Annotated in this window: 9 protein-coding genes; 5 read left to right on the plus strand and 4 right to left on the minus strand. The window is 45.2% G+C overall.

Annotated features, from left to right (window positions below; all coding sequences use genetic code 11):
* Positions 1 to 12: 12 nt before the first annotated feature.
* Together ctaD and coxB are read right to left on the minus strand one after the other, a co-directional pair.
* Positions 13 to 1608, minus strand: a complete 1596-nt coding sequence (gene ctaD, locus CW749_RS08085; protein ID WP_101111520.1) for a cytochrome c oxidase subunit I — start codon at positions 1606 to 1608, stop codon at positions 13 to 15.
* On the minus strand, positions 1605 to 2720 hold the full coding sequence (coxB, locus tag CW749_RS08090; RefSeq protein WP_237322399.1) for a cytochrome c oxidase subunit II: 1116 nt from the start codon (positions 2718 to 2720) through the stop codon (positions 1605 to 1607). Before coxB ends, ctaD begins: the two co-directional genes overlap by 4 nt.
* Before the next feature lie 502 nt (positions 2721 to 3222).
* Between coxB and CW749_RS08095 the strand changes: the two genes are divergently transcribed.
* Entirely contained in the window at positions 3223 to 4935 is a 1713-nt protein-coding gene (locus CW749_RS08095) for a phospho-sugar mutase (RefSeq protein ID WP_101111521.1), read from the plus strand.
* A 236-nt stretch (positions 4936 to 5171) separates the two neighbouring features.
* Positions 5172 to 5918 carry a transporter substrate-binding domain-containing protein gene (locus tag CW749_RS08100; RefSeq protein WP_101111522.1) on the plus strand — a complete coding sequence of 249 codons (747 nt, stop codon included), beginning with the start codon at positions 5172 to 5174 and terminating at the stop codon, positions 5916 to 5918.
* A gap of 39 nt (positions 5919 to 5957) precedes the next feature.
* On the opposite strand, the gene serB is transcribed toward CW749_RS08100, so the two are convergent.
* Positions 5958 to 6866, minus strand: a complete 909-nt coding sequence (serB, locus tag CW749_RS08105; RefSeq protein WP_101111523.1) for a phosphoserine phosphatase SerB — start codon at positions 6864 to 6866, stop codon at positions 5958 to 5960.
* 351 nt (positions 6867 to 7217) lie between these two features.
* Here serB and CW749_RS08110 point away from each other — a divergent pair, with 351 nt between their 5' ends.
* From CW749_RS08110 to CW749_RS08120, 3 genes are all read left to right on the plus strand, one after another.
* Positions 7218 to 7856, plus strand: coding sequence for a response regulator transcription factor (locus CW749_RS08110; protein ID WP_180958353.1), 639 nt, complete (start codon positions 7218 to 7220; stop codon positions 7854 to 7856).
* Positions 7857 to 8230: 374 nt separating this feature from the next.
* Positions 8231 to 9649 carry a coniferyl aldehyde dehydrogenase gene (locus CW749_RS08115; RefSeq protein WP_101111525.1) on the plus strand — a complete coding sequence of 473 codons (1419 nt, stop codon included), beginning with the start codon at positions 8231 to 8233 and terminating at the stop codon, positions 9647 to 9649.
* A gap of 23 nt (positions 9650 to 9672) precedes the next feature.
* The gene (locus CW749_RS08120) at positions 9673 to 11199 is read left to right on the plus strand and encodes an AMP-binding protein (RefSeq protein WP_101111526.1); all 1527 of its coding nucleotides are present in this window, start codon (positions 9673 to 9675) and stop codon (positions 11197 to 11199) included.
* 224 nt (positions 11200 to 11423) lie between these two features.
* On the opposite strand, the gene CW749_RS08125 is transcribed toward CW749_RS08120, so the two are convergent.
* Positions 11424 to 12539 (minus strand): AraC family transcriptional regulator, encoded by a 1116-nt coding sequence (locus CW749_RS08125; RefSeq protein ID WP_101111986.1) that lies wholly within the window; start codon positions 12537 to 12539, stop codon positions 11424 to 11426.
* Positions 12540 to 12924: the final 385 nt, after the last annotated feature.

Here is a 12924-nt window from a genome sequence, read left to right on the forward strand (position 1 = left end):
CTGCCTCTCCGATCAATCAACTTTAGGCGGCTGACTGAATGTGTGATGAGGTGCTGGGCTTGGTACTGTCCATTCCAAACCTTCCGCTCTTTCCCAAGACCGAGCCTCGGCTTTCTCGCCTCCTTTGATGCATTTAATCACCAACCAGAGGAAAATAAGCTGAGACAGGCCAAACGCAAATCCGCCAATCGACACTATTTGGTTCACGTCTGCAAACTGAATGGCATAGTCGGGAATCCGCCTAGGCATGCCCGCCAATCCCAAAAAGTGCATTGGGAAGAACAGAACGTTCACCGAAATCACCGAGCACCAGAAATGCCATAAGCTCAACCGATGATCGTACATGTGACCTGTCCATTTAGGCAGCCAGTAGTAGGCAGCCGCCATGATCGAGAAGACGGCTCCGGAAACTAAAACATAATGGAAGTGCGCCACCACGAAATAGGTATCGTGATATTGGAAGTCAGCGGGCACAATCGCCAACATCAATCCCGAGAACCCACCAATTGTAAACAGCACAATAAATGCGATAGCAAACAACATGGGCGTTTCAAAGGTCATGGCTCCCCGCCACATCGTCGCCACCCAGTTGAAGACTTTTACCCCTGTCGGCACCGCAATCAACATAGTGCAATACATGAAGAAGAGTTCGGCAAATACCGGCATCCCCGTGGTGAACATGTGGTGCGCCCAAACCAAAAACGAAAGCAGCGCGATACTGCACGTCGCGTACACCATGGAATGATAGCCAAACAGCTTCTTACCGCTGAAAGCAGGAATGATGGCCGATACGATCCCGAAGGAAGGTAAAATCATGATGTACACTTCGGGGTGCCCAAAGAACCAGAAAATGTGCTGGAACATCACAGGGTCACCCCCGCCTGCTGCATCAAAGAAACTGGTGCCAAAGTACTTGTCTGTCAAAACCATAGTAACGGCGCCGGCCAGCACGGGCATTACGGCTATCAACAAAAACGCCGTGATTAGCCATGTCCAAACAAACATTGGAAGCTTGAACCAAGTCATACCCGGTGCACGCATGTTTACAATGGTCACGATCACGTTGATCGCCCCCATTATGGAACTGATACCCATAATATGAACAGAGAACACGAACAATGCGGTGCTATCTGGTCCATACGTCGTCGACAATGGCGCGTAGAACGTCCAACCAAAGTCCGGACCGCCACCTTCCATAAAGAGCGAACTGATTAAAATGAGAAACGCAAAAGGCAATATCCAGAAGCTCAAGTTATTCATGCGTGGCAGAGCCATATCTGGCGCACCAATCATGAGCGGAATCATCCAGTTTGCCAGTCCGGTAAAGGCTGGCATCACCGCACCAAATACCATCACCAATCCGTGAACCGTCGTCATCTGATTGAAAAAATGCGGGTCAACTAACTGTAAGCCAGGCTGGAACAATTCGGCGCGAATGATCATCGCCATGAACCCACCGGTTAAAAACATCGCAAAGCTGAACCACAAATACAGCGTGCCTATGTCCTTATGATTAGTCGAATATACCCAGCGAGCCAGCCCTGAAGGCGCTGCATGATGATCGTCATGATCATTTTCATGAGAATTTACATCGGTTGAACTGTTCATTGTCCCTCCTCGCTGCGCAAAGTATTCACGTCTGACGCTTGCGCCATATCGCCTTTGTCATTACCCCAAGCATTTCGCTCGTACGTTACTACTGCGGCAATTTGCTCATCGGTTAACTGATTTCCAAATGCTTGCATGGCTGTTCCTGCCACCCCATTAAGTACAACATCAATGTGATTGTTTACATCACCTAATGTCACAGGGCTGTCTTTCATTGCAGGGAAAACGCCCGGAACACCCAGCCCATTAACCTGGTGACATACCGCGCATCGGTCGTTGTACACTTGCTCGCCCATTGCCATGAGTTCATCCATAGAAAGCTCTTTAGAAAGTGCGGCTTTTGCCGCTTCAGCTGCTTGCTTCGCCACCAATTTTTGAGCGACCAACCATTCATCGAACTCTTTCTCTTCCATGGCATGCACCACTATCGGCATAAAGCCGTGGTTCCGACCACACAACTCAGCACATTGACCACGATAAACACCCGGTTCATCGATTTTGGTCCACGCTTCATTGATAAACCCTGGAATCGTATCTTTCTTTACGGCGAAATCTGGCACCCACCATGAGTGGATAACATCGTCGGACGTTAAGAGAAAGCGGACTTTCCGGTTGATGGGAAGCACAAGCGGATTGTCGACTTCAAGGAGGTAATTAGCCCCTTTCAGTTCATCACCCTCAATCTGCTTGGAGGATGTAGTTAACAAGCTAAAAAATTCGACATCCTCACCGAAATAGCTGTAATGCCACTTCCATTGAGAGCCGGTAATTTTCACCGTGATATCGGATTGACTGGTATCTTCCATATCGATAAGCGTTGTGGTGGCAGGTACTGCCATCGCAACCAATATTAGAATCGGAATCACAGTCCATATGATTTCCACTTTCGTACTCTCATGAAAGTTCGCCGCTACAGCGCCCTGAGATTTACGATGCTTGAAAATGGCGTAAAACATGACTCCAAAAACGACAACCGCTATGGCACAGCAGATGTAAAAAATCAGCATATGAAGGTCATAGACCTGCTCACTGATTCGGGTTACACCCCTTGTCATATTGTATTGGCTTCCAGACCATGCCACCGTTGGGATTAGCGCACCCCATAAACACAAAGACGTTAATCTTTTCAAAAGATCTCTCCTCTGTTTCCGCTTACAGGCTAGACACGCTTGGTAGCGCAGCGTGAATACCTCATAAGCATCAGATCGCCGTCCAAATCCGTTTGTGTTTTTATAGACGGTGATCTACTTCGCATTTCCACACAGTAATGTGATGGAACGCATGCCATGCGACTTTGGGATTATTTCCAAAGTGCTAACTATTTGTTATGGCTTTGTTAATAACCCTAGATTCTTGGCGGCAATTGTTCAAGAATTAAACGACCCTCTCCATTTTGGAATTAGACTTTGATCCCCAATTTGTCTTTTATTACTCCTGTTGTTGCTTATGATTTGCTGAAATATCTTGTGTAAAAAATTTCAAAAAAAATTCATCGCGATTTAATCGATTGCGACCACATCGTGAGACCTAAACCACAAAAAATGGTGTAATCATTGATGGATTTCAATTAATTTAGAGACATACTATTTAAGTACCCTTTGACAGGAAAAAACGATGAACGATTTGATGAAAAGCTGGCTGGAAAGAGACCCAGATCCTCGTACACGTGAAGAGCTGAATACACTTCAAAAAGAAAACCGCTCTGAAGAAATTGCAGACCGATTCAAAGGACGTTTAGAATTTGGTACCGCGGGTTTACGCGGCGTTGTCGGTGCTGGTCCTAACCGCATGAACCGACTGGTTATTCAAGAAACCGCGACGGGTCTTGGCCAGTACCTGTTAAAAGCACAACAAGGTGCAGCAGAAAAAGGCGTTGTCATTGGCTACGATGGTCGCCCTGATTCGAAACAATTCGCTCACGACACCGCTTCCGCTCTTACCGCGCAAGGCATCAAGGTTTACTTAACTCACGATGTTGCTGCCACTCCGATTGTTGCTTTTGGTGTCCTACACCTTGGTACAGCTGCCGCCGTTGTTGTCACAGCCAGCCATAACCCACCAGAATACAATGGCTTCAAAGTGTACTGGGATAATGGCGCTCAAATCATTCCACCACACGATTCAGGTATTGCTGCGGAAATCGACGATGCGGCTCAAAAACCTCTTAACCTTATGCCACTAGAAGAAGCTGAAGAAAAAGGCTTGCTCGTTTGGCTGAAAGACGACTACTACCAAACCTACCGCGACACCGCAAACGCCAGCCCATTACTGCAAAGCGATCCATCGCAACAAGCCGAGAGTCTTTCTCTTGCCTACACAGCTATGCACGGTGTTGGCGCAAATATGGCTGAAACGCTGCTTGCCGATGCTGGATTTACACAAGTACACAGCGTAGCTGCACAACGCGAACCTGACGGCAGCTTCCCAACCGTTAATTTCCCTAACCCTGAAGAAAAAGGGGCGATGGATCTAGTGATAGCAGAAGCGAAGAAGCACAACGCAGAATTAGCCTGTGCGAATGACCCCGATGCAGACCGCTTTGCAGCAGCTGCAAGAAAAGCGGATGGCGAATACCAAATGTTAACGGGCGATCAGGTTGGTGTGTTGTTTGGTCACTACCTGCTTAATCAAGCGCAAGATAACCAAAAGTTAGTAGGTGCAACGATTGTTTCCTCTAGCCTTCTAGCCAAAGTGGCGGAAGCTGCGGGCGGCACGTTCTACAAAACGCTAACGGGTTTTAAATGGCTGACTAACGTCGCTATGCAAGAACAAACGGAAGATAAGCAATTCCTTTTCGCTTACGAAGAAGCGCTGGGCTATACCGTAGGTACATTGGTTTGGGATAAAGACGGCCTAACCGCTTTGGTTGCCTTTGCTCAACTAGCTGCACGCTTAAAAGCGCAAGGCAAAACCGTTTGGGATCAGCTTGAAGAGATTTACCGACAGCATGGCATGGTGATCAATGCTCAACACAGCATCGCTCTTGACCCTTCTGCGCCACCAATTGGTGACACGCTTCGTGCTAACCCACCTTCTACAATTGCAGGTCAGACAATCGCGAGTATTGAGGATTTCAAACTGTCCAAGCAAACGTTCGAAGATGGCAGTGAGAAAGCCTTAGAATTCCCAATCAGTGACGTGTTGATTTATCACCTTAATAACGGTTCACGTGTTGTGGTTCGCCCTTCTGGAACCGAGCCTAAGCTGAAGTGCTACTACGAAGTGGTTGAACCATTTAGTGCAGATGAAAGCTACGTTGACGCGCACAATCGTGCTGAAGAGAAGATCGACATGTTGATCAGCGAGCATCAGCACTCTCTTCAATAACCCCTGCATTTCAATCCAATCGTCTAGAGAACGGAATCTCAGACATCGAGCCCTCTTCTGGAGGGCTTTTGCGTCTATTTCATCTATTTCATTTATTTCATTTATTTCATTTATTTCATCTAGGACTACGCCATCACAAGCAGTGAGATCATTTTAATAGTGAGAATTTTATAGGCGAGTTCAGAATTCTGGCTAAACTTACTAAAAACACAATTGGCTTTTTTCGGAAATTCGCGATGTATAAAATATTGGGTCTTTGCATTTTTGCTTTCGTCTTGCCTGTTCAGGCAGATGTCACTCGAACACTTAAAGTATGCTGGGAAAACGAAGCCAAACCGCCTTTTCTGATGTTCAGTAGCAAAACTGAACCTTATGGCATTATGGTGGATGTAGTAGGTACTGTGTTCAAAGAGAATGGCTACACGCTGGAACATATTATTCAACCATGGAAGCGTTGCCTGCACTCCATTAAGAATGGAAAGGTTGATTTGGTTCCCAATGCCTCGTACAAGCTGCAACGCACGGAATTTTCGCGCTACTCTTACCCTGTCTATGAAACCAATATCGCTTTGTTCTATAAATCGAAGCGATTTGATTCACCACCTCAGTTTTTGTCTCAAGTAGACCTAACCAGCTATAAAGTGGGTGGGATCTCTGGGTTCAATTACAGCTTTGTTCATCCCGACGTGAATATTGATGTAGGCGCTAAATCGCGCGAGCATTTAGTAAAAAAACTCATCGCGGAACGGGTTGACTTCGCTTTGCTGCAAGTAGAGGTACTCAACTATTTAGCTAAACAGAATAAGGTCGATATCACATCGCTGGATTACGTCCCTTTCCCAGACAAAAAATCCAAGGCGTACCACGTAATTTTTAGTAAGAAGACAAACGACTCTGAAACCTTGAAGATCCTGTTTAATCAAACTTTTTTAGACATGAAACACAAGGGTGTAATTGACAAAATAAAAGAAAAATACATGTAACCAGTTTTTGTGCCGTTATAAATTTATACCGTTACAAGTTTATGCCGTTACAAACCGTGTTTCTTTCAAGCCCATTGCGTACAGTATGGTGGTTAGGTCAGTGTGTTGTATAACCAAATCGCAATCCGACATTAGCGTCGGTTTAGGGTGGTGACCAACGCCTAGCCCACTTTCCTTCAGCATGTACTTATCGTTCGCGCCATCCCCAACTGCACACACATCCACGCTCTCAATCTGGAATGTTGACGCACATTTTGCCGCAATGGACGCTTTCTTTCGTCCATCGATAATTGTTCCTTCCACTTGCCCGCTTAACATTCCATTACGAACATTGACATGATTGGCATAATACGCACTGAACCCGCACATTTCCGCTACGTATTGGGCAAATACAGACAGGCCACTGGTAATCAAAACGGTTCTACACGCGTTCGCTTCTAGTGTTCTCACTAGTGTTTTGGCACCTTGGCTTAACCTGATTTCACCACAAAGTGAAAACATCGTCTCTACCGGTATTCCCTCAAGCAATTGAACCCGACTCTTAAAGGATTCCTGAAAATCCAGCGCGCCATTCATTGCGTTTTCGGTGATGGTTTTTACTTCAGACCAAACACCATTTAAGCTCGCAAGCTCGTCCATCATTTCCTGAACAATGATCGTCGCTTCCATATCGGCAACCAGCAACTTTTTTTGTCGTGCGTCTTTATGCTGAATCACACAATCAAATTCCAACCCTTTCGATTCTGCCTTCGCTCTCAACTGCTCAACAAGAAAAGAGGCATTTTGATCATTGATGTCTACATGAAAATCCGCCGCTGTTTCATAGGAGAGCCACGTAACGTGTTTGAAGCGAATTCGATATTGGGAACACAGGGTTAAAATAACCATAAAAATGGATGACCATTGGTGACCATTGTTTGCCTTGGTGACGACAGTCAGTATATGCATAATTTATCTCGACGTTATCTATATTGTTGTACTGCGGATAAAACAACCATTGGCCCACAACACTCATATAGATTGACGAAAAAACAGGCGCTCTACCATTCACCTAAAGACATAATTTTTGCTCATAACTTTTAGCACCACTTTCAATATTATTGGGAAAAATATGTACAGAAGTAACAACCCCACACCATACTAAGTATGTCGCAAGCATTACCTCTCACGAGAGCTACGACTTTAGTTATAGCCAAGCAATATATACTTAGTTATAAGCCTTTCGTTTTGCCAAGTTGGTCATTGCGTAACATAGGGCTTCTGTGCATCCTTTCTATTCACCCAATTCAAGGAAGTAGCATGTTAAACATACTGATTGCGGATGATCATGCGTTAGTTCGAAAGGGAGTTATCGCAGCACTTTCAGAGCATGTGAGCTCAGTTAACTGCGAAGAGTGCACGTGTATTGCCGACGTAATGACAAAGCTCTCCGGTGGTGATGCAGATTTGGTTTTACTGGATATTTGCCTTCCAGATGCCGACGGATTTTCAGGGCTGAGATCCATTAAATCTTCCTACCCTTCTGTTCCTGTCGCCATACTTTCTGCTAGAGACGACGAGCAATCCGTTCGGGGTGCATTGGATGCAGGGGCTGACGGATATATACCCAAAGCCAGTTCAACTCAGGTCATGTTGAGTGCTATTCAGTTAATTTTAGAGGGGGAAGTCTATCTCCCTTCATTGCTCCTCCAAGCAACACAATCTCAAACCGATGGATTGGCGAACAGTTCATCGAATGCGCGCTCAGCTTCCGGCCTCACAAAAAGACAGCAAGAAGTACTTCAACTTATTGAGAAGGGATACTCAAACAAAGAAATTGCCCGCGAAATTTTCTGCACTGAAGGGACAGTAAAAGCACACGTCACTGCCATTTTTAAACTGCTTGGTGTGAACAGCCGAGTCAAAGCTGTGATTGCAGCCAAAGCCATTCAAGAGTAACTCCGCTCGCGAGGGGTCAAACACAAGGCGACCTCTCCATACCCTTATACCCTTAGCCTCATATCCCCTAGACCTTAAGAGATAATCTTTTGGCACGAATTCATAACGCTCCCTATCGGGCAGTAAGAGATACTGTTCATCATTAACGAGCGCCAATTTACCGCTGTCATTACGTTGTTTTTATTTCGGTTTTCAAGCGAACACACCGATGCAAACCGTAAGGTTAATGATCGCCGGTTGGGTAAACCATTCATTTTTAGGCATGTATTTCAGCCTATTCATTATGCGCTCCAAGGATTCAGGACATTCAACTAGGTGAGAACTGTATTGGCTTTTTGTACAGCGGCTCTCGCTAAGGCATTAGGAGCAATGAGATGAAAAACGAGCCAATCGACTTACAGCTAAACGTGCACTATGTAAGGTTAACGAGCGCTTTCAACGCTAACCCTTTTCCCAGCTACGACGCTCGTATTGAAAAGCTGAAATCGCTCAAGCACACCATTTTGCGCAACCAAGACTGCCTGCTAAAAGCATTAAGTCAGGATTTTGGCTACAGAAGTGATTATGAAAGTATTGTTGGTGATATTTATACGACCGTTTCAGCCATTAACTACACACTAAAACACCTGAAAAGCTGGATGAAACCTAACCGCCTTAAAATCGGTATACAACATCAACCTGCTCACTCAAGTGTGGTGTACCAGCCTCTCGGAGTGGTGGGCATAATCGCCCCTTGGAATTACCCAATCAATTTGGCACTGACCCCTCTAACCGCCGCTATCGCCGCAGGTAACCGAGTGATGTTAAAAGCCTCTGAACATACGCCAAAAACAAACCAGCAACTAAAACGAATCTTGTCGGAAGTCTTCGAGGCAGACCAAGTCACCTTCATTCAAGGCGGTGCAGAAACAGCCATCGAGTTTACTAAGCTAAAGTTTGATCATATTTTTTTCACGGGTTCAACGGCCGTAGGCAGAGAAGTTATGCGTGCCGCCGCCGACAACTTGGTTCCATGCACATTGGAATTAGGGGGGAAGTCGCCAGTAATCATCGACCAGAATGTGGATATTCCAAAAGCGGTAACTCGCTTCATTTTTGGAAAGACATTCAACGCAGGGCAAACGTGTGTGGCTCCCGATTATGTGTTTTGCCCCACCAGCAAAATTAAACAACTGGTTGAAGCGGTTTCGAACCAATATAAAGAGATGTACACGGAAGAATCTGAAACCATCGATTCCACCCATGTCATCAATCAAAATCAATTTGACCGCCTTTCCGAACTGGTGGCAGACGCAGTAGCAAAAGGCGCAAAAGCTCACACCATTTCTCCGCTTTCCACAGGAGACCAAAATACCTTTTTCCCACTCACGCTGATTACTGATTGCCAACCGGATATGCGTGTGATGCAAGAGGAGATATTTGGTCCCATTCTGCCCATTGTCGGGTACGAACAAAAAGAAGAAGTCGCGCAGAGTATTTGCGCTGGCGATCGCCCTCTCGCCCTGTACCTCATCGGTGACGATAAAGACTTCCAAGAATACATACTCACCCACACCCACTCCGGCGGGGTGTGTATTAATGATGCCGCCTTCCATGTCACGGTGGAAGAGCTTCCATTTGGTGGTGTGGGTCAATCAGGATTTGGGAAATACCATGGACGGGAAGGTTTTCTTACCTTTTCGAATGCAAAAGCCATTTTAAAAAGAGGCGGGCATCTTTACCCGATGTCATTTTTGTTTCCGCCCTACGGCAACAAAATGCACGCACTTTTTTACAAGCTTTTTGTCCGCTAACGCGAAAAATAAGGTGAGATACTATGAATAGTAATGCGAATTTAGGGAAAATGATCGAGCTTACGTGTGCTCGTTTCGGCGACAGGGTCGCATTTGAATGCCAAGGAAAGGAAATCACCTTCAATCAAGTTGAACATCAGTCTAGGCAGCTCGCCATATGGTTTCAGCAACACCCAGAATTAATACGAGGTGACCGTATTGCTATCCAACTGCCTAATGTTCTGCATTATCCCATCGTGGCTTATGCCGCTTTGCGTGCGGGGTTGGTCGTTGTAAACACCAACCCACTCTACACCTACCGAGAATTAAGCCACCAATTGGCGGATTCAGGAGCGAAAGCTTTGGTTGTGCTCGATGCAAACAACATCGATATTGAACAAATCAAGTTCGATACGAATGTCAGCATTTTTCTACAAGCCAGTCCCGTTTTGAGCGAGAATGCGCAAGTCACTCCCATAGATAGCGCCATAGAAATGGCTTCTGGAGAACTGACCCCCTACGATCCTTCCTACTCTGATATTTGCGTATTGCAATATACTGGCGGCACGACGGGCCTGGCAAAAGGGGCGTGTCTAACTCACCATGGATTAATCCAAAACATCCTTCAGTTAAGTCATAGACTGAATAAGCAGCTGAACGATAATGGAGAGATTTCCATTTGCCCATTACCTCTGTATCACATTTACGCTTTTGCAGTGAATATGCTTCTAATTTTCTCATACGGGGGTAGAAATGTACTCATACCTAACCCTCGCGATATTGATTCAATGATCACAGCAATCGAACCTCACTCATTCACCATGTTCTCTGGGATCAACACGCTTTTCGTTGCCTTATGCCACCACCCAAAATTTAAGTCACTGAATTTTGATAGTTTAAAATTAACGCTTTCTGGTGGGGCTGCGCTGACGGAAAATGCTCGAAAAATGTGGTTAGACACGACAGGGAAAACCATATCAGAAGGTTATGGGATGTCGGAAACTTCGCCCGTCATCGCCCTCAATGAACCTGGAAATGAAGAATATGGCACCGTAGGTTTGCCGCTTGTCGATACGAAAGTGGAAATCTGGGATCACAACGAAAAGCCCTTAGAATCGGGAGAAGTCGGTGAAATAGTGATCAGCGGCCCGCAAGTTATGGCAGGGTATTGGAATCGTTCTCAGGAGACTGAAGAAGTCATTACCTCAAGCGGCTTTTTTAAAACGGGGGATCTTGGGCTCATTATGCCTTCTGGGGCAATCAAAATTGTCGACCGACTCAAAGACATGATTTTAGTGTCTGGTTTTAACGTCTACCCGACCGAAATTGAACAAGTATTGTGTGACCACCCATACATTATGGAAGCCGCCGTTGTCGGAGGAGAGGATTTGAAAACAGGTGAGGCGGTTCTCGCCTATATTACCGTGTCTAACCCCCTCACCATTGATGAAGTTGTCGCGCATTGTCGCGAGAATTTGACCGCCTACAAAGTCCCTAAGATGATACAAATTCTGCCAGAGCTACCAAAGTCGACCGTTGGGAAAATTCTAAGAAGAGAGCTTCGCAGTTAAATCTGCCGTTGTCGCTGTAAAGCGCTCAACCTAACAAAGCCGACATCATCATTAAGCAGGACATTCCACTCTCTCGGGATGCCTGCTTTTTTCTATCGTTTTTTTCCTACCGCTTTCTATTTTTATCGCTTTGTTTTCTACCAAGAACAATTCACACAGACTCGATTACAACTTAACCCGAGGCGCATTTCACCAGTAAAGAATGGGGCAAGTTGGCGAGTTGATTAACCTTGCAAGCTGACATGAGATTGGCTGACATCGCTTGAGTTTTCGATATCTCGCGAATTTTCCGTGCCATTTGAACTTTCTATATCACTAGCGCTTAGGTAACGAGCACGGTATTCACCTGGGGTACAATTCGTCCAACGCTTAAAGGCTCGATTGAAATTTGCCACACTAGAAAAACCGACTAGATAACCAATTTCTCCTAAACTGAGGTGGGGTTGCTTAATATACTCCATTGCTATTCGCTTACGCGTGTTCTCTAAGATTTCTTTGTAGCTCGTGCCTTGTTCATTGAGCTTGCGCTGGAGGTTTCGAAGGCTAATGCCCAGTTGTTTCGCGATGTCAGATTGAGATGGCGCACCTAAAGAGAGGTGATCGGTAATGCTGTTGATGATGGTATAGGTTAGGTTTTCTTTATCAACGCGAGATAAGAACTGATCAAGTACTTTCTTGTGAACTTGATTGATCATAGGGTTGCAGCCCAACGCGCGTTTTTTAGCTTCCTCAAGATCATAAACAATCGTATTTTTTTCAGCTCCAAACTCCACTTCACAGCCAAAATACTCTTCCAAATACTGAGTATTGTCAGGGCGATCGTAAGCAAACGTCACCAATTTAACATCGGGTTCGTGACTGGCGATCTCGCGTGAAAACTGAACCAAGGTTGCCATGAATGTTTCAGTGGATATTCGGGACAACACGTTCCTGCCGCTATCGGGGTATTTATGAACGATAAGCTCCGTGACCATTTTGTTGTCGTCAGTATGAACTTGCATACTGCAACAGTTTGAAATGACACGTTTGTAATGCGCAATTCGCTCGAACGCATCAAGCAAACTATCGGAAGATATCATCGCGTAGCCCAGAGCATGAAAAGTACTGGGATGAAAGTTTTTGGCGACTTGTGTAGGGAAATAAAACCCGAGCGCTTGTTTGTTGCAGTGAATCAACAAGTCTGAAAGTCGTTCAATGCCTATTCTTGCTTCAGGGTTATTAATGCAGGCAGGGTCTATGTCAAATTTATCTAGAATGGTACTTGTTTGTAAATTGGCATCATTCATTGCCTTGGTGATGGGTATGAGCCATCCGCTCAGTGTTGAATAATACTCGTTCATAAAGCTAAACCACCCAAACCAGTCAATTAACACAAATTTAACATAAACCGTAAGTAATCGTAATGATACCAATAATGAGATTATGGGTATTATTCTTTATGTTTCAACATTAAGACTTCACGCCGCTCATCTGCCCATTCCCGAGTGCCAACAGAACCTAAAAAACGAAGAATCATTTCACTGTTATCCTTCGTTCTCTCCTAATTCTATCGCTTATTTTTCAGAATATTAGCGACTTATTCAATCACACCAACCCGCCTTTTTCCCTTCAACAGCAAGGCGTGCGCACAAAGACAATCATGTGGCAGGTAATGACAATTGAAACAATAAGAATACGATTAACATGACATCATGGGTTCATCATTTAGCGTTGATACTTTCCGCC

It is taken from the genome of Vibrio sp. vnigr-6D03, from assembly GCF_002835515.1.
Classification (GTDB): domain Bacteria; phylum Pseudomonadota; class Gammaproteobacteria; order Enterobacterales; family Vibrionaceae; genus Vibrio; species Vibrio penaeicida.